This window comes from Pseudomonas mandelii, assembly GCF_002251635.1.
GTDB lineage: Bacteria > Pseudomonadota > Gammaproteobacteria > Pseudomonadales > Pseudomonadaceae > Aquipseudomonas > Aquipseudomonas mandelii_B.
The window spans coordinates 1-17,719 of the sequence record NZ_NMOJ01000071.1; the positions used below are offsets into that span (position 1 = coordinate 1).

Sequence of the window (17,719 nt, forward strand, 5' to 3'; positions counted from 1 at the left end):
GCTAAACTAATATGAACCGGTTCCGCACCGAGCAAAAATGCTCCGCACCAAATCCTTCACTTTAGAACAACCCTCCCAATGCGGAAGGTAGCCAATTCATGATCACTAGTTCGCCGCTCACCTCAGCTTTTCCCTGCCGCTGATTGGTGTTGCTGTAGCGGATGTCCAGAGTTTCGAAATGGAAGCCTTCGAACACCCGGCGGATATCCGGATGGTCATTGATGCTGACCATCACCTTGCCTTTGCAGCGGCGCATGAAGTCGGCCAACCAAGCAGGCCTGCGCATGAGTTACGCCATGCTGAGAAATCGGTGGGATGAAGCCCGAGAAAAAGCAGCCACGAAGGCGGTAACTGAAGGTGACATAACGCTTGCCGCCGCGATCCGTCAGGGGAGATTTTCGACATAGGTGCCGGACAGACGCTGCCAGGCAGCCGAGAGGTTTTCCTCGATCCGCAACAGGTTGATGGCCGGGCCAGTGGTGGCAGTACCGAACGTCTGCCCGGTGACCTTGCCGGCAAAGGCATGGTGCTGCAGGTAGAAGAATCGCGCGGCGCGCTGGATGTCGGTGAGGGTTTCGGGGCGGGTCATCTTCTGCCACTCGAACACTTGGCGTGAGCTCAGCGCCCATTTGAACTGGCGCACGAATTCTTCCAGGTGGTTCTGCACGACGCGGTACAGCGTCACCAGGTCGCCGTTGATATCGTTGAGGACTTCAACGGGCGCAGCCTGGGGCCGCATGAAGTACAGCGCAGCGCCGCCGGCAAAAACTTCGACGTAGCATTCGTGAGGCGGAAATAGCGGAATGAGGCGGTCGGCCAGGCGGCGTTTGCCGCCCATCCAAGGGATGATGGGTGTAGACATAGAGAGCAAGACCTTTACTGTATGGATAAACAGGTGCTAGGCTCGCCGCGCTTCGTGCACGGAGTAAGAGCCTTGGCTGGACTTGCAGGGACCATCTGCAGGGACGGCGGTCGGGTTGGATGTTGACGCATCCAACCCGGCCGCTCTTTTCACTTCGCTGTTGAGACTTCTTTGGCGTAGGCCTGACAAGCTGCCAGGGCGATCAATCCTTGGTCGCCGGCATCGGTGATGCCGATAATTCGTTGAGCATGCGCTGGGTCAAGGTGGGCTCTTGTGGGGCCATGAACCACGCCGCTGGAGGCGGCGGTGGCTGACACTGAGTCGCTGCCGGCGGCAACGGTTGCGTCGAGTAGGACTGACAGGCGCAGATCAGCAGTGGCAAGACGGTCACGCAGGCGACCTTGATCACGTTGGACATCGCTCAAGACTCGATAATGGGTTTGTTCACTGGCCGACAGCCGTTGTTCCAGAGCTAGACGTTTGTCCTGCTCGGCCTGTTGTTGCGTCGCGGCGACATGGGTCAGCTGATTCAGCGTCTCGGTCTGCAGGCGGGCTTGCTCCGCCAGTTGCTGTCCGTAGCGCCAATCCTGAACCTGCCAGGCCATCGCGGCCGATCCGCTGGCCAACGCGGTCAGCAATAGACTGTTGGCTAGCAGCCGATACGGCGCAGGGATCAGGTCGAAGAGACGCATAGCACCGCCCTCGCCCGTCCCCACAACTCCAGCCGATCTGCCAAACCATTGAGGCCACCATTGATCTTGCGGGTGATCGCTTCGAACTCCTCACGATCGGCCAAAGCGTTCAGCTCTCGAACCCACCAGAACCACGCGGCCGACTCGGCGGCCCATTGCGGCAATTCCAGCAGCTCAGGCGTGCGCAACAGTCGCTCATCACCAAACAACGCCAAGCTACAGCGCAGGTAATTGTTGCGGCCGGTGATCTGGATCAAACCGCGACCGCGATAGCGTTGACCATCACCGTCCGCTTCGGGTGTGTTGCCCAGTTTCGCGGCGAGGTTACCGGTGTCGTATTTGCTCAGGTACTGCTCGCCGCCCAGCTCACGAACGTACTGTAGTTGGCCGGACTCGTGACCCACCTGCGCCAGGAACACCGCCTGACGCTTCGATGTATTGATTTGCCGGTGCGCCATGGCTGCATTGAGGGCGGATACAAAAACGCCCGCTTGGCGACGGGCGTTCGGCATGATGCGTTGTAGCTGTTGCTCGGTGATGGCCATACAAACTCCAGGCATAAAAAAACCGCGCTCGGCGGATTGGGGTGCGCAATTGCGCGGTTACAGGGTCACAACTTTGAGCGGCTTGGTTTCCTTCTTCTTTTTATTGCCCTTGGCGCTGGCCTTGCCCGTCTTGCCGCCATTGCATTCGACGGTGGTCGACCAGCCGGCTTGGGTAAAAACCTGCTCGACGGAGTCGGCAAGGTATTCGCCATCGAGGCCGACCTTGAAGCCCTGGGCGATGATCGAGCGTTCGGCAAACAGGTCCGTGCGGCCGGGCATCTCAAAACGCACGCCGGCGCTCGATCGGTTGAAGGCGGCCAAGCGCGCCTTGGCGGCGGATTCAGCGGCGGTTTTGTCGGGGTAGATATGCCGATCGGTATGCACCGCCGGCAGCCCGGCCGGCAGGTCGGCATTGTCCAGGGACACCACCACCAGCTTTCCGGTTTTCTTGTCCTGATGCTTGGCCCCGACCGACTTATGCGTGTTGCGATCGCCGAGACTGAATTGCCAGCGACTCACGTCACGGCGCGTCAGGGTGATCGCGCCGAAGGCCTTACCGCTGGCGGTCTGCCCGCCCTGACGCGGCATCACCAACAACTTGCCGTCCGCCACCTTGGCCGTGCAGTCGTATTGCTTAGCCAGGCGCGTGATGAAATTGAAGTCCGATTCATTGAGCTGGTCCGCCCGGGCGACCTTCGTCGACACCGGACACCCCGGCGCCCAACCGTTACGCGCGGCGATGTGGCCGACGATCTTCGACAATGGCACGCCCTCCCAACTCCCGCTGCGGATGGTCTTGCCACTGCCGCGCATGTCGCTGGCCTTGCCCTTGATCACGATCGTATCCGGCGGGCCGGACACCGTGACTTCGTCGACAACGTAGCGGCCCAAGCGGGCCAGCCCCGTCTCGGCATAGCCCAGGTAGACCTCGATCCCGATGCCGCGCCGAGGCAAGGTCACCTGCCCGTCACGGTCATCAATGCGCAGTTCGAAGGTGTCCGAATCCATGCCCGGCTTGTCGGTGGTGCTGAGCTGAATCAGCCGATCGTTGATCAGGCCGGTGATGTCGGTGCCATCGGCCACGATGCGAAACATGGGAGTCATGGATTTTTTCCAAAAGAAAACCCGCACAAGGCGGGCTCAGGGCAGGAGTGGCGCGTTACGCGTAACGAACGGATTCGCCGGCAAGCGCTCCGGACGGCGTCAGTCCCACAAGGTGACTTGCTCTTGGGCGGGCGCCGCCAGATCCGGCAGCACGATCACCACGCCGTCGCGGTACGGCTGGGGCTCATCGGCCAGCCCCTGATTGGCATCAAGGACCGCCTCCACGCTGCCGCTGAGGTGGCCATAGAAGTTATGACAGATGGTGTCCAACAGATCCCCGTCAGACGTTCTGCATGTCGTCGCCATAGCGCACAAACTCCAGAGTGAACCCTTGTTTACGCGGAATGCCGCCCTGCATCAGCGCGCTTTGTTCTTCGTCGAGGCTTTTCAGGCACCAGGTGCCGAGCGCGTCGCCATAGCCCGTGGTCAGGGTCAGCGGCTTGAGCTGGGCGCCGAGCGCGCGCAGCGTGTCGAGCTGCTTCAGGCCGCCCTTGAACCCGGGAAAGATCGCGCCCTTGAGCGTGATCTTTTCGTCGCCGATGCCGACGCCCTGTTGCGCCGGGCGACGCGACAGGCGTTCCTGAGAGGCCCAGCGGAATTCGGTTGAGCGGCGCAACTCATCAAACGCCGCCGTGTCGAGGTTGAAGAAATACGGCGGGGCTCTGGGGTCTTGCGGCTGGATGATCAGCAGGTGCGGGAACGGCTTCACCGCCTCCGGCGCCGGCGTCTGATCCGTGGCAAAGGCGCCCGTGGGCACGATGTTGGCCAGCGACGGACTGACCTTGCCGGCGATCTTGTTGATCGCCGTCGCCGCCTTGCCCGCCTGTTCCTTCAGCACCCCCATACGCTCATCAATCTGCGACAGCGCCCGGGTGGCCGTACCGTACATGGCCACCACTTTTCCGACCTGGGCCTGAGCCGCATTCACCCCCCGCATGACGCGCTGAAGCTTGGCCCCGATCGCCGGCCCGACGAAGGGCAAGCCCTCCAGCTCGGACGCCGCGCCGGTGATTTCCCCGATCGCCCCATTCACCGGACCCAACATGCCATCCAGGCTGCGCCGGCCGGTTTCCCCAGCCGTGGCCAGAAACTTCATTCCCGACTGTAACTGCTGCAATGCAGTCTTGTTTTGATCAGACATAGGCCCTCCCGATTAAACGTGCGGTGCATCAAACAGCTGAGCGCTCCCCATTTGCTTGGCCATGTCGCGATAGTGCTGATCAAGCAACGGCTTGAGCTGGCCGTACAGCTGCGCGGCGTCCTTGACGTCACCGTTGACCGTCAGCGAAAACGGCGCCTGAATCGCCACGTTGGACTCAACCTTGGGCGCCTCCGCTTTCGCCGCCATCGGCTTGACCAACGCCCCCGCCGCCGCGTCGGCGCTGGCCGGCGGCAGCATCATGGCCTTGGCCGCCTGCCCCGGTTGCGGCGCCGGATCTTCCAGGCCCGAACGAATGACTTTCGGTCGACGCAACTCAGAGCCCGGGAAGCGCACCTTGTTGGCAAAGTGCGGCATCAGCATGGCGTCTTTCGAGTCGAGGTCACGCGGGTCATACGACACCGGCGGCGCAGCGGCCTCACCCGGTTGCGGCGCGGGATCTTCCAGGCCCGAACGAATGACTTTCGGTCGACGCAACTCCGAACCCGGAAAACGCACCTTGTTGGCAAAGTGCGGCATCAGCATGGCGTCTTTCGAGTCGAGGTCGCGCGGGTCATACGACACCGGCGGCGCAGCGGCCGTCGTCGCGGCGACACTCGCCCCCGGGCCGGCGGCGGGATTGGCCAGCATCAGCGGCCCGGTGGTCGACGGGGCGAACGATTGGGCAATCCCGCCCAGCACCGGCGGGATGTCCTTGCCGGCATTGGCCATCATCAGCGGCCCCGCCGCCGGAAGGCGCTTCAGCTCGTCGGGCGTGCCAAACGCCGCCTTGCCCAGATAGCCCCCCAAAACGTCGCCGCCCATGTTGCCGAGGACACCGCCGACAAGGCCGCCAATCGCCGTACCAATGACCGGCAATAGCAGGGTGCCCAACGCGGCGCCCGCAGCAGCCCCGGACAACGTACCCGCCAAGCCCCCAGCAGCCGCGCCGTAGCCTTCGGCCTTTTCGTCCTGCGTCACCGCGTTATCGTAGGTGTCCTTGGCTTTCAGACCCGCCTCAACGACCGCAAAGATCGCCGGCCCTTTGACCCCCGAGGCCACGGTTCGACCGACGCCACTCACCGCCCGCCCGACTGAACCGGCAGCGCCGGCCGTGCTGGCCGCCTTGGCCGTGTTTGCGGCGGTCGAGGCGACACTGGCCAACTTGCCGCCTTTACCACCCCGGCCGCCCTTCCTGCCCTTCTTGTCGCGCTTGCCGTCGTTGTCCAGATCGCCAGCATCCAGACCACCACCCCCACCGCCACCACCACCGCCCACCACAATGACTTTTTGCGGGATGTTCGGGTTACCCATCAGCGAACCGCGCCCGATGTTGAGCAAGCCCTTGGCGATCTTGAAGGTACTCATGGCGCTCTGAAAGGCGATCACCGCCGCCACGGCCGCGCCGATCCCGGTCACCAGCTTGGGCGATTCATCCGACAGTTTGCTCAGGCCTTGGGTGACGTAGGTCAGCCCGTCCGCCACGGCATCGGTGACCGGGCGAAACGCGTCGCCGATCGCGCGCATGGCGTCGTCCGCGCCCTGGGCCATTTCCGCCCACTTCTGCGCCGACGATTGCCGGCGTTCCTCAAGGTTCTTGTCCAAGATCCCGGTGGCGTTGGCCGAGTCCTTTTTCAGACTGGCGTACAGCTCCTTGTTTTGCATGAACGCCGTCAAGGCGCCCTTGACCTGCATGTCGGCGAACAGATCGCCGGTGCGCAAGGCTTGCTCCAGGGACGCAATCATGGCCTTGGCTTTTTCCGGGTCGGCCTCCTTGCTGATCTTGGCCGTGGCCTCGGCCATGGCGGCGGCTTTCTTCGGATCGGTCGCGGCAATGTACTTTTGCGCCAGTTCAAAGCTGGATTCCAGAGTGGATTTACCATTCTGCAGCCCGGTATTCATCGACGCCTGATAATCGATCCCGGCCTTTTTATAGGCCTCGACCGTGTCACCCGAGCCGATCTTTTCCATCCAGTTTTTGAGGTTGTTGGCCGCCTCATCGGAGCCGCCGGCAGTCTTCATTTGCACCTGAAGCATGGCGCCCAGTTGCGACACCGAGTCCATGCCGGTGATGCCCAGCTTGCCCATCCCCGCCAGCAACTCGGGGAACCAACGCGCCATGTCGGCCGCCTCGAAACTGCCCGCCTGCCCTTGATAGGCGATCGCCTCCAGGGCCTTCTGCATCATCGCCGGGTCGGTGATCTTGGCGTTCTGCCCCAGGGCGTTGATCATGCGCGCCGTTTCGCCACCGTCGGAGCCCTGCCCCACGGCGAACTTGGCGGCGGTCGGGGCGTATTGCAGGGCCTTGTCCAGCTCCATACCGGCGCCCACCAGGGCGTTGACCACCTCGGCCACCTGATTGCGCGCCATGCCCGTATCGCGCGACGTGTCGACGATCTTTTTCGACAGCTGCGCTTCTTCGGGCTTGTTGGCAATGTTCGACTTGATCGCAATGTCGCGAATGATCGCGCCATAGTCCGCGCTGACCTTGGTCGGGATCGCCATCGCCGCCGTGGCGGCCACCGCTTGGCCGACACTGCTTTTGAGTTTCTGCTTGCCTTCGTCGAGTTGCTGGTGACCTTTGGCCTTCAGCTCGGCCTTGTTCGCCGCCTGCCCCATGGCCGCATAGGCCTTGGTCAGATTGCGCACCTCCACGCCTTCTTTCTTCAGGCTGTTCAGGTTGCTTTCGAGTTGCTTTTGCAACGCCGAGGCACCCTTCTCGCCCGCCATGTGCGCCCGGCGCCATTCGTCGCGCAGGCGCATGGTGTCGCCAATGGTCTTTTCCAGCACCCGGGCTTTTTTGCCTTCCGTCTCCAGGCGCTTGATGCGACTGGTGACGTCCTTGAACGCCGAGCCCACCGTGGAGCTGACCGCCCCGCCAATGACCAGACCGAGCGCGAGTTTGTTCGCCATGTGCGTGCCCTATACGTCGGGTAGTTCAAAGGCGGCTCAATCCGTGAGCCACCACAGCATCTGATCGAAGGGCAGGCCCTCAATCTCGGCCGCCGAGAACCCTGTCTCTTTGGCCAAGCGTTGAGCCGTGTCCCTAAGCGTGACGGCGTTAAACGTCGTCTTCTTCGACCAGGCGAAAATAGCCCGCCGTAAGGCGCTGGTAGTCCTTGAATTTCAAGGTCAACAGCTCGACCTCAGACAGCCCGGTCAAGCTGCCGAACAACGACAGCTCTTGCTTTTCATAGTCGCCATTGCCGGCGATCTTTGACGCGCGCCAATCCTTGAGACTGGGCGCACGCATGGTCAGCGAATCAGTCAATACGCCGCTGATCAGGGTTGGGTATTTGAGCGTTACGGTCACGCTCTCATCGACCAGCTTCAGCCACTTCGGCAAAGTCGGCTCGCTGGTGTCCTGGGTTGCTTGAGTCATGTTCTTTTAGTCCTTAGAGGCCGAGGGCCGAACGTTCTGCCGCCAGTTGATCGACACCGTCGACCACCTGAATCATGTTGAGCGGGTCGATTTCGAACATCACGCGACCGTCGATTTCGAGCTTGTAATAAACCGCCTTGATCGCGTGCTTGATTTCCGCCTTGTCGCCCGGCTTCCAGTCGCCCATGTCGACCTCTTTGATGCCGCCGCGCAGGGTGACCACGACCGGCGTCACCACGCCTCGCAGGCCCCGGAAGGCGCCCCGAAAGACGATGGTGCAAGCGGTCTGATCGGCCAGACCGAAGTACTTCAGCGACTCGCGGCGCACGCCGTTGGTGGTAAATGCCGCTTCCAGCTTTTCCAGGCCCATGGCCATTTCAATCGGCGCCGACATGCCGCCGCCCTGATAGTCGTCGGTCTTTTGCGTCAGCTTGGGCAGCGACAGGGTCGGCACGTCGCCGGCGAAACTCACACCGTCGACAAACGCGTTCATGTTGGAGAGAACTTGAGGAATCATTGAGCGGCCCCCTTAGGCGGTTTCAAGAACTTCGGTCAACCATTCGTTGGTGACTTCAATGAGGAAATTCGGGTTTTCTGCCGGCGGCACGTCGGTGAAGCGGATGCGCCAGTAAATTTTGCCCTGCTCGATTTGGCTGGCCGTGTTCATCTCCTTGTCCGCATAGACTTCGAAGTTGATCACCGCGCCGGCGTTCTTCTGGTCGCGCATGAATGCCTGAAGGCCTTCGGTCACGTCCTGCACGTAGGTCTTGGTAATCGAGCGGTCGACCGCCCATTTGTGCCCGGCCTGAATCGCATCCATCAGGATGTCGCAGGTGCGCACCCGGGTAACGAACGCCCATTTCGGATCGGTGGACAACGTGCGGTTGCCCCACAGGCGATAACCGCCATCGCGCAGAATCGTGGCGATGTTCGCGTTATTCAGCAGGTTGGCCCGGCAAGTTTCGTCGCCGTCCAGGTACTCGATCGGGCGTTTGGTGCCGGTGATGCCGACAAACTCTTTGTTCGACGGCGACGCCCAGTAACCGTAATTGGCATCGGTCCAGGCAAAGAGCCCAGCGACCCACGCCGAGGCCGGCGCGTCGACGGTGGCACTGGCGACGGTGTCCCAATACTTGACGCCGGGGTCGACCAGATACAGGCGCTTGCTGCCGAACTCCTGGGCGTAAGCCATAACCGCCTCATCGGTGGTGTTCGGGCCGTCGATGATGGCGATCGCGCGCAACTTGCCCGCCAGGGCGTCCATGGCCGTGGCCACCGCTTGCGTCGAGGAATGCCCCGGGGCAATCAGTAGTTTCGGCTGGGCGTTGTGCTTGCTCTTGCCATCCAGCAGCGCTTGCAGGCCAGTACGCTGACCATCGGCCAGAACGCCACCAATGATGGCGGACGTTTGCAGCGCGGCGTCTTCCAGCTTGGGCACGCCGATGGCGACGATCACCGCCTTGGCGCGCACGTAGATCGCCTTGGCGGCCTTGGTGATTGCCGAGTCAGGACCGAAGGCGGCAATGGCTTCGCGTTCGGACGTGAGCAACACCAGCTCGCCGGCCAGAGCCTTACCGCCGCCCAGCAGTCCCGGGGTGAAGGTGTCGCACAGACCAATGATCGACGACGACGGCAGCGAGATGGTGCGCGCACCGGTGTCGATCAGCGTGGTGGTGACGCCATGGAAAAATCCAGTAGACATTTATCAATCTCCAGAAACGAAAAAGCCCCGCGTGAGCGAGGCTGTCGGGGTGGTTCGTGTTACGCGTAACGGAAAAGAAAATGCCCCGTCAGTGCAGGGCGTTTAACGAACTTTATTGCGCGCCCTCCGGCACGGGCGCCGGTGTGTCGGTGCTGTCGGCGGCCGCTGCAAAAAACGCACGGATCATGTTGACTGCCGAGTTTGCAAGCTCCTCAGCGTCTTCCTCCTGTTCGCTGGCCATACACGCCCGGATTTGTTCCTTGGCGGCCAAACGGGTAGTTCGAATCCACACCAGGTCGGCGCTATAGGCCTCAGCCTCGGAAAGAATGTTGTCAGCTGCTTGCTGTGGCGTTCGACCATTGATTGCCCATGCCGCGACCATTGGCGGGATTGCAGCCACTGGATAGCCGGCGGCCTTGAACGCCTGCGCCTCATCGGCCGTGCGCTGATACTCCAAAGCTCGCAGAGGATCACCCGCAACTTCCACACGGGCCGCATCTGCGGCCTGATCGACACGCAAACAAAGTTCCTCCACGGTGGGCAGGACAATGGAGTGCCCACCATTCACGCGAGCGACATAGTCCAGATACCGAGGATCGGCAGCGTCAATCTCGACTTGATTCGGCCACACACTCGGATCTTGTGGGCCGCCGAAAGTCCCAATTACTCGACTGAAGGTATCGTCTGAAAATTGAACGCAAACTGTTTCAGTGATCATCAGAATTTGTACCCGTAGCAGTTAAATTGGGTGGTCGTCAAAGGCCCAGTGGCTTGCAGCCAAATGTATTGCGTCGTAAACAATGGCACGTCGCGAAACGTGAACGTAACGTTCTGGCCTGCCGCCGTCGACTGGCCCACATACGTCGTAAATCCAGGGTTGGCCGAGCCCGCCGCAGTGCCGGCGGCGATTACAGTGCATTGCCCGGCAGCATTGACAGTGCTGGCCGCGTTCATGTTGATGCTCTTGGCATTGGGTGGCACTGAGGCAGTAAGGGAAACGGGCGTGAGTGTCGCCACGAGGCCGCCATAGATCGACTTGTAGGTCATCACCTCCCGGTCCACCACTTCCAAAACAGGGAACTGACCACTTGCGTTAATCGGAACTACCGCCACCAGCGCAGAGGCGGTATAGCCGGCTGGCAAGCTGGCGGGCGGGCATTTTTCTGACAGAACGCCGGGGGTGCCATTCACGCCCACAAGCGCCATGGCTTTGGTGTCAGGGTTGTAGACCACGTAAATACCAAGCCACCCATTGACCGGCGCACCGCCAGCCACGCCCATGCCGCCCGCACCTACGGCAGATAAGTTGATCGACTTGTTGACGCCGACCAGCCTATGGAGACCTCCATAGGAAGCCATTACAAGTAGTTCATCGGCCTTGTAAGTTGCTGTTAGCGAAGGGGCTGTAACCGACATGCGACCGTTGCGCACATCACCGATCACCCCGCCGAACGATTCTCGAACAGTGGAGTATTGCAACTGAGCCGAGCCCGATGCCCACCAGTTCGTACCCCCAGCGTTGACCAGCTCCAGGCTGGCGCCTGGCTGTAATGTGATGTTCGCAAGCGCGATGCCGCCGGCGTCAATTATGTCAGCACCAGCACAGGCTACGGTGACAGCTCCGTCGCCAACATTGCGAAAATGAATTGCCTCTCCTCGATTAACGAGATTTGATGCCGGCAAGGTGACTGTGAAAGTCCCGTTAACCGAGACCAAGTTGCCAATATCCGCTACCGTCAATGCTGCTGCCGCCGTCAGAACGGTGAATCCTCGATAGCCACCCTTCGCGCGCTGCACAAACTCGGTGTTCGCTACCGACTTATCATTGTCACCAGCGGCCGGCGTTGGGGTCGTCGGATTGCCGGTCATGGCAATGCTGTCAAAGTCGCTCTGCTGCTGAGCGATGGTATTAGCACCCGTGACGAACAACAGCGTGGACGTCCCTTGCGTGACCGCAACACCCGCGCCGGCCGCCGTTTTCACCGTCAAGGAAAAGGCGCCGGTGGTGCTGTTAACTACTTGCAAGCGCGTCTGTACGGTTGGAACCACAATCGTGCGGTTGCCGGTCAAGGCGCCAAACAAGGTCAATGTCCCCGTCCCTGCCTCAGCGGCCGTCAGCGCAAGAGTGCCCGCACCAGAGATGTCAATAAACGTGCTTCCATGCACGGCCGTGCGCACAAACTCTGCGTTGGCCAGTTGCCGTGTATTGCTGCCAGCCGGTGCCGTATTCGCCGTAGGCGAGCCCAGAAACGCCGGGGAGTTGATCGGGGCGTAACCTTGGGTCACGTCCTGAAACACCAGCGACGTACTGCCGAGAATAATCACCCCGTCCGTGACCAACTGCCAACGGCTGTCGGCCAGCGTGGCGCCCTGCTCGACCGCCACCACCAGCGCCGACGTGACTTCGGCACTGCTGTCGGCATCCAGCGCACGCGGCCAGACCCCAGCCGCCACGATATACAGACCGTTGTCCTTGGCCACCGTCTGGTTTTTCACCAACACCCGATCGCCCGCCACCAGGGCGACGCCGTCGACGGGCTGCAAACCCGCCAGCGCGATGTTGGCCGTGGTGGCCACGCGCACCGACTGCTTGCTGTCGAGCTTGTACAGTTCTTCCAGAACCTTCGAATCGACATACTCACGCGTCGCCAGCACCACCGACGGGTCAATCTTCAGCGTGATATTGGCAGCGCTGGACACAATGAAATTCATCCGCACCACTTGCGTGCGACCCGAGCCCTGCGACAGCACCGGCTTGAAACTCGGCGCGCAGTTGGCCACAGCCACCAGATCGCCGTCCGCGTCATACAGGCCGATTTCGCGAATCCAGAAACCACCCTCATCGGCCGGAATGACCTGCTCGGCAATGATCACCGCCGGATTGGCTGGATCAATCTTGAGCTGATTCAGCGGACGGCGGCGCCATTCGCGGATCAGTTGGGTTTGCGTTGCGCTCGGAATCGGGTCGGTCAGGTTGGCATCACCCACGCCCATTTCCGTAAGCTTCCAGGGAATGCCGAGCGCGTCGGCGTTCGCCTGCTTGGCCATCCCCACGTTCGTGAGGATCGCAAAAAACTGCGAATTCGCATCAATCATAATAAACGTCCAGGGTGTCTATGGAGTGTTCGCGGCCGACTACGCCGAAGGTGCCGGTGACTTCGATGTCACGCATGACCGGCGGATACACGTCGATTTCGTCGCCTTCATACACGGCGACACTGATGTCTAAAACGCCTTGGGTTTCCAGGCTGATCGCCAGCCCGGTCAGGTGCCGCGTGACGGGTTTCGCGTCATCAATCAGGCGCTCCAGCTCCTGATACATTTCTTCGGTGATCCCGGTATCCAGCACACCGACCTTCAGCGCAAAGGTGCCCGGCGGGCCTTCCGGCACCGTGTTAAACCACTCGACGATTTCAATCAGATAGCCCAGGGGCTCGACCACCCGGCGCAACGCGCCGATGGTCCCCTTGTGGGCATGGATGTAATAGGACGCCTTGATGGCCGCGCGCTTGGTCGCCTCGGTCCATCCGGGGTCCCAGCGATCGACCGACCACGCCCACGCCAAATGCGGCAGCAGATGCACCGGGCAGGTATCGGCGTTGTACAAGGTGCGCAACGGGACAATGGTTCGCTCATAAAACGCCGCCTCCAGGGCGCGCTCCAGTTGCGTGCTATTGCTCGGCAGCAGGCTTTTCATGATGCCCCCGCCAGTTTCACGTCATAGCCCACGCAGTACGCCGCCTGCGCCTTGGTCGGGGCCAGATCCGCCCAGCCGACCAGCTCAACCCGGGCCACGCCGGCCACGTGCAATTGCGCGTCGACCGCCGAACGGGCCACCTCGACGCCCAAGCGCTTGCGCGGATTGATCCACGCCGCCAAGCGTCGGTTGGCTTCGGCCAAACTGGCATCCCCTTCAGGCCCCACGCCGGCCATGTGCAAAATGGCGTCAATGCGATAATCAATAATCTGCGCACTCTGCACCGTGACCCGATCGCACACCGGCCGCACGTCTTCGTCATTCAGCGCCGCCTTGACCGTGGCCAGCAGCTCGGCACTGGCCACCCCCTTGCCTTCGGAACTCAACACCGTGACGGTGACGTAACACGGCGCCGGGCTTTCCGCCGTGGCGTCCATCACCAACCCCGAGGCGTTACGGGCATGCAGGATGTAGCTTGCGCGCGGGCCGGCCGTGGTCAGCCCCTCAAAGGCCAACTGGATGCGCTCGCGAAACGGGTCGTCCTGCTCCTTGACCTCCGGCACCGGCGGCACCGCCGACAGATCCTCGGCCTGAATCACCAGGCGCTTGAGGTTGTAATTGGCGCCCAGGTGATCAAGGTCAGGGCCGATCGCATGGGCCAACAGCAGCGCCTTGCAGCCATCGTTAACCCGGGCACGGTTAGCGACCTTCATATAGGCGGCCACCTCCAGCAACTTCACCACCGGATCACTCTCAAGCGGCGCGCTCCAGTTATCGCCCATGTAGCCGCGAAAGGTGCCCAGCGCTTCGTCGTAAGTGTCTTCAAAGTCCAGACCTTCCAACACGTCCGGCGCCGGCAACGCCGACAGATCAACGATGCTCATACGCTCACCTCAAACAGAAAACGGTCGCCGAGGTATTCGCCGGCAATGCTCAGATTGATTTGCCCGCCCAGCACCGAGAGTGCGCGGACGCGCTCCAGCTTGACGCGCGGCTCCCAGCGACTGATCGCCCGGACCGCCTCGGCCTGCACCGAGCTTTTCCAGCCTTCGTTCACCGGCATGTCGACGTACAAGGGGATGTTGCTGCCGTACTCCGGCCGGTGCCGGCGACTGCCCACCCGCGTGCCCAGGATGTCGGCAATGCACTGGCGCAGATGCGCGATGCCGGAAATGGGTTGGCCGGTGTGGCGATCCATTCCGATCATTTGATTACTCCGGCAATAGCTCCAAATCTGGATGCGCTTTCAGAAACTCATATTGATCATCACCAAAGGCAGCGACACGACCCGCGACAACAGCAAGAGTGCCGCCGCCGGGTAGGATCAATGTCCGCGAGGTGAAAACCTTGTCGCGAAATACGCGCAGTGGCCCGACGGCCTCAACCGCGTCAGACATAGCCGGAAAACCCAACGGTGCCGGTTTCAATCCCGGCACTGCGATTGCTTCGCCAGTATCATTCGAATTGGCATCGGTTCTAGACTTACTCATAAGGCCCACTCCAGGCATGAAAAAGCCCGCACTTGGCGGGCTGATTTGGAATTGAAATCAATGCGTGTGGTGATTGCTGTTGCCACCGGCGTCAATAATCGCCCCAGCACTGGTGATGCCCTGCGTGACGTGTAGCGCGCCGTCGATGGTCACCGCCGCTTTCAGGTTGATATTGCCGGTCGTAACGGTAACGGCGGCATCGGTGACGACCGCCTCAGTACTGGCGACTTTGATGGTCACCGTCCCGCTCGGCAAGGTGATGGTGTAAGACTTGGCCTGCCAGTCGTAGACCAGCGAACCACCGTCATCAAAGCGCCAAACCTCCACATGATCGCGGTTATCCGGCGGCGCGCCAGCATTGCCGTACAGCCCCGGAACAAAAGTACCAAGGCCGGCTTGGCCGCTGGGGTTGAGCAACACCCCTTGCTCGCCCAAGCTCGGTGACCGCCAGTGCCGCGCCTTACCGGCGGCCAAGCTGTGCCAACGCACCCAGGCGCTGGTCCACTCGCCATTGGTGACGCGCACCATGCCCGCGGCCAGATCCACACCGACCACCGCACACGGCATCAACATGGCTGCAATCATGCGATCATGCTCGGCGCTCGCGTAACTCACGGCAGGTCCTCAGGTTTGAAAAAGTCGGCTTTGCCGTCGTCGTTGAAGCCCAGCATCAGGGTACCCGGTGGCTCGTCAGGCCATGGCCATTCTTCCTCGCCGAGGTAGATCTGCTGCGTCCACTCCACTAACCAGACCACGTAGCCATCCAGCTCCGGTTTGGTCCAGTCCTGCATCGCCTGAACAAACTCGGCATGCTCTACCTCAAGCCCCCACGTTTGCAGTCGCAACAAGACAGCCAGCTGTGCTGCCAGGTGCGCGGCTTGCTGGCAATGCTGGGGGCGTATGGGGTCGACAATGATTCGGGCCTCAAACTTGCAAATGACGCTCGTCTGCCCTGTGCCGATGTCGAGACCGGGTTCCATCTCAGCCAGTTCAATGAACACCGCCGGCAATGCAATGCGATCCTTGATGTTCGGCCAAGCTGTCACCGCGTGAACGCCCGGCAGATTAGCCTTCAGGTGCTGCTCAATTGCCCGGTAAAGCTGGTCAAAACTAAAAGGCTCGTCAGGCATTGGTCGTCCCCTTCAAATACTTTTGCAGCTCAAAGTTGAATTCCTGCCGCAAGATTTCCAGCAGGCGCGCGTCGGCGCGTTTGACCCAACTGTCAAAGTGCGGCCGGGCTTGTTCCAGTGACACCTTGGCTTTGGCCAGCGGAAAGCGACTACCGTTTTCCGCCACCCAACCCGAACTGGCGCCACGATTTGAAGACACCGTGGTATCGGGATAATCGCCCGCATTGAAGTGCTTGCTCGCGGTGCGGATCCAGATGTCGGGCTTGTTGCCGTAGACCTTCTTGAGAAAGGCGCCCTGATAACGTCGACCGGCCACCGACACGCCATTACCAGACTGTCGTGCCCGACCTATCCGACTGGACTCGATGGCATTCAAACCGAACCACAACTTGCCGCTGGTGGCCCCGCCGGCGACCGGGTAGCTGCGCAAGCGCTGACGAACCGCTGCAACGGCAATACGTTCCTGCCGACTGACGGCCCGGGCAATGTGCGTACGCAGCCAACCCAACGTTTTGTTGATCGCTCGACGTTGCGCGGCTGCGGCGGCTTTGGGCACGAGCTTGGCGAAGTCCTCGAACGCTTTCAGGTCCGACGTCGAGGACTGGATGGAAATCATCCCGCCACCGGCCGAGGGCTTGAAGTAACTGCCGACACTCATGCGCGCATCCTCAGGATCAAGGCGACCAGACCGTCACCGCTCGGTTCCAGCTGCAGCAGGTCGTAATCGCCACCGCCATCCAGCGCGGGCAGATCAATGCTGACCAGCATGCCCTGCTCCAGGCCATGCGAATCGCTGACGCGGATCTCGAACCTCGGCTCACGCAACCCGGTGTTGAGCTTGCCGAACTTGGGCTGTAACCAGGGCGCGGCGAACATGCCGAGCACCGGTTCAGCACGGCCCTCGATCCGCGCGCTGTCGCCCAGCGTTTCGAATACCACCGCGTCGACCTCGGCAATCAGGTCGCGAAAGCCCACGGTCAGAGCTCCAGCAGAATCTGTGCGCGAGGCCGGGTGCACAGGTGCAGCGGGTTGGACTGCGCTTCGCCGGCCATGCCCTTGCCGAACTGCATCGGCTCAATCTTGCTGTAGTACGGGATACCCTGGGTATTGACCGTTTCCATGTAGTCAGCCGGTGCGAACACCGAGATGTACAGATCCGGGACGCCTTCAGGAACCAGCAGGGCCTTGTCGTCGTGGACAAATGACACACCGGCCACCTTGCCACGGTAGCGTTCCCAAACAATGCCACCGAACTCGAAGCTTTCCCGAGCATCACCGCGCAACGCTGCCGCTTGCTGGCTGTTGAGGTAGGTTTCTTTGACTGCCTTGTGAACGATCAACTTGTTCCAGAAATGCTTGCCGCAGAAGGCGCGAGAACCGGTACTGGTCACACTACCGAGAGCGTCCTCTTGCATATCCAGTGCTTCGCCGCATTTAACTCGCAGCTCGGTACTCTGATCGGCCAGGCCCATGGGCAGCTTCTGACGCTGCACTCCGAAGGATGCATAGATATCCAACAGCGGTGTTTGGCCATCGGCGTCGAGAATCAGGCCATTGAGGGCGCCCATGCGCTGGAATTCGTGCGTGGCATCCAACTGACGTCGCGCTTTGGCTAGGCGGGCATTGACCACATCTTGCACCGCCTGCAATTCGGTGCGGGTACCGAATGCACGAATGCCCTGGATCTCGTCGGCTTTGATGGTAAAGCGTTCTGGCAAGTGCACGGTGTTGAACGGGATCAAGTTGCGCTTGCTGGCTGCGACTACCAGGCCAGAGCTGCCGCGTTCCCCGGCTGGCACCAGTGCCAGGGTGTCGCCGTCCTTTTCGATCTGAACGGTCAGGGTGGTAATGCCTTCCTCGCGGAACAGGCCCAGGGCGCTGATGCGGCCCGGCACGTAGGGTTGATCGTTGAGTGCAGCAGTCAACGCGGTAACGGTAAACGCTTCGTCGTCAAAAATGGCGATCTCGGCCATGGGT

The 17,719-nt window shown here is 61.4% G+C and carries 20 protein-coding genes and 2 pseudogenes; all 22 read right to left on the reverse strand.

The features are described from left to right. Nucleotides 1–61: 61 nt before the first annotated feature. A pseudogene (locus B7L09_RS32780) lies at nucleotides 62–265 on the reverse strand (DNA adenine methylase); the annotation flags it as partial. Nucleotides 266–388: 123 nt separating this feature from the next. Further along, a pseudogene (locus B7L09_RS32785) lies at nucleotides 389–862 on the reverse strand (DNA adenine methylase); the annotation flags it as partial. A 149-nt stretch (nucleotides 863–1,011) separates the two neighbouring features. Further along, a complete protein-coding gene (locus B7L09_RS10080) occupies nucleotides 1,012–1,554 on the reverse strand; it encodes a lysis system spanin subunit (RefSeq protein WP_010462336.1) in 543 nt (180 codons plus the stop codon). After that, nucleotides 1,536–2,099 (reverse strand): glycoside hydrolase family 19 protein, encoded by a 564-nt coding sequence (locus tag B7L09_RS10085; RefSeq protein ID WP_010462337.1) that lies wholly within the window; start codon nucleotides 2,097–2,099, stop codon nucleotides 1,536–1,538. The genes B7L09_RS10080 and B7L09_RS10085 overlap by 19 nt, the downstream gene beginning before the upstream one ends. Nucleotides 2,100–2,156: 57 nt before the next feature. Beyond that, complete coding sequence (locus B7L09_RS10090) at nucleotides 2,157–3,203, reverse strand: phage late control D family protein (RefSeq protein ID WP_010462339.1); 1,047 nt, start codon at nucleotides 3,201–3,203, stop codon at nucleotides 2,157–2,159. Between the two features lie 99 nt (nucleotides 3,204–3,302). Then, nucleotides 3,303–3,509 carry a tail protein X gene (locus tag B7L09_RS10095; protein ID WP_042932316.1) on the reverse strand — a complete coding sequence of 69 codons (207 nt, stop codon included), beginning with the start codon at nucleotides 3,507–3,509 and terminating at the stop codon, nucleotides 3,303–3,305. Then, complete coding sequence (locus B7L09_RS10100) at nucleotides 3,484–4,344, reverse strand: phage tail protein (RefSeq protein WP_010462342.1); 861 nt, start codon at nucleotides 4,342–4,344, stop codon at nucleotides 3,484–3,486. The genes B7L09_RS10095 and B7L09_RS10100 overlap by 26 nt, the downstream gene beginning before the upstream one ends. A 12-nt stretch (nucleotides 4,345–4,356) precedes the next feature. Further along, nucleotides 4,357–7,254 (reverse strand): phage tail tape measure protein, encoded by a 2,898-nt coding sequence (locus tag B7L09_RS10105; protein ID WP_010462344.1) that lies wholly within the window; start codon nucleotides 7,252–7,254, stop codon nucleotides 4,357–4,359. A 148-nt stretch (nucleotides 7,255–7,402) separates the two neighbouring features. Beyond that, nucleotides 7,403–7,723: a phage tail assembly protein gene (locus tag B7L09_RS10110; RefSeq protein WP_010462346.1), complete on the reverse strand. Its 321-nt coding sequence runs from the start codon at nucleotides 7,721–7,723 to the stop codon at nucleotides 7,403–7,405. A gap of 13 nt (nucleotides 7,724–7,736) precedes the next feature. Further along, nucleotides 7,737–8,240 carry a phage major tail tube protein gene (locus B7L09_RS10115; RefSeq protein ID WP_010462348.1) on the reverse strand — a complete coding sequence of 168 codons (504 nt, stop codon included), beginning with the start codon at nucleotides 8,238–8,240 and terminating at the stop codon, nucleotides 7,737–7,739. A 12-nt stretch (nucleotides 8,241–8,252) separates the two neighbouring features. Further along, complete coding sequence (locus B7L09_RS10120) at nucleotides 8,253–9,425, reverse strand: phage tail sheath subtilisin-like domain-containing protein (RefSeq protein ID WP_010462349.1); 1,173 nt, start codon at nucleotides 9,423–9,425, stop codon at nucleotides 8,253–8,255. A gap of 112 nt (nucleotides 9,426–9,537) precedes the next feature. Then, the gene (locus B7L09_RS10125) at nucleotides 9,538–10,143 is read right to left on the reverse strand and encodes a hypothetical protein (protein WP_010462351.1); all 606 of its coding nucleotides are present in this window, start codon (nucleotides 10,141–10,143) and stop codon (nucleotides 9,538–9,540) included. Next, nucleotides 10,143–12,521 carry a phage tail protein gene (locus B7L09_RS32365; protein ID WP_010462352.1) on the reverse strand — a complete coding sequence of 793 codons (2,379 nt, stop codon included), beginning with the start codon at nucleotides 12,519–12,521 and terminating at the stop codon, nucleotides 10,143–10,145. The genes B7L09_RS10125 and B7L09_RS32365 overlap by 1 nt, the downstream gene beginning before the upstream one ends. Continuing rightward, a complete protein-coding gene (locus B7L09_RS10135; protein ID WP_010462354.1) occupies nucleotides 12,514–13,122 on the reverse strand; it encodes a phage tail protein I in 609 nt (202 codons plus the stop codon). Before B7L09_RS10135 ends, B7L09_RS32365 begins: the two co-directional genes overlap by 8 nt. After that, complete coding sequence (locus B7L09_RS10140) at nucleotides 13,119–14,006, reverse strand: baseplate assembly protein (protein WP_010462356.1); 888 nt, start codon at nucleotides 14,004–14,006, stop codon at nucleotides 13,119–13,121. Before B7L09_RS10140 ends, B7L09_RS10135 begins: the two co-directional genes overlap by 4 nt. Then, nucleotides 14,003–14,329: a GPW/gp25 family protein gene (locus B7L09_RS10145; RefSeq protein ID WP_010462358.1), complete on the reverse strand. Its 327-nt coding sequence runs from the start codon at nucleotides 14,327–14,329 to the stop codon at nucleotides 14,003–14,005. Before B7L09_RS10145 ends, B7L09_RS10140 begins: the two co-directional genes overlap by 4 nt. Before the next feature lie 4 nt (nucleotides 14,330–14,333). Then, a complete protein-coding gene (locus tag B7L09_RS10150) occupies nucleotides 14,334–14,612 on the reverse strand; it encodes a hypothetical protein (protein WP_010462360.1) in 279 nt (92 codons plus the stop codon). Between the two features lie 57 nt (nucleotides 14,613–14,669). Continuing rightward, complete coding sequence (locus tag B7L09_RS10155) at nucleotides 14,670–15,227, reverse strand: phage baseplate assembly protein V (RefSeq protein WP_010462362.1); 558 nt, start codon at nucleotides 15,225–15,227, stop codon at nucleotides 14,670–14,672. Continuing rightward, the gene (locus B7L09_RS10160) at nucleotides 15,224–15,742 is read right to left on the reverse strand and encodes a hypothetical protein (RefSeq protein WP_010462364.1); all 519 of its coding nucleotides are present in this window, start codon (nucleotides 15,740–15,742) and stop codon (nucleotides 15,224–15,226) included. The genes B7L09_RS10155 and B7L09_RS10160 overlap by 4 nt, the downstream gene beginning before the upstream one ends. Beyond that, nucleotides 15,735–16,400 carry a hypothetical protein gene (locus B7L09_RS10165; RefSeq protein WP_010462365.1) on the reverse strand — a complete coding sequence of 222 codons (666 nt, stop codon included), beginning with the start codon at nucleotides 16,398–16,400 and terminating at the stop codon, nucleotides 15,735–15,737. Before B7L09_RS10165 ends, B7L09_RS10160 begins: the two co-directional genes overlap by 8 nt. Then, complete coding sequence (locus B7L09_RS10170) at nucleotides 16,397–16,717, reverse strand: head-tail joining protein (RefSeq protein ID WP_010462367.1); 321 nt, start codon at nucleotides 16,715–16,717, stop codon at nucleotides 16,397–16,399. The genes B7L09_RS10165 and B7L09_RS10170 overlap by 4 nt, the downstream gene beginning before the upstream one ends. A gap of 2 nt (nucleotides 16,718–16,719) precedes the next feature. Continuing rightward, nucleotides 16,720–17,715, reverse strand: coding sequence for a major capsid protein (locus tag B7L09_RS10175; RefSeq protein ID WP_010462369.1), 996 nt, complete (start codon nucleotides 17,713–17,715; stop codon nucleotides 16,720–16,722). Nucleotides 17,716–17,719 lie beyond the last annotated feature (4 nt).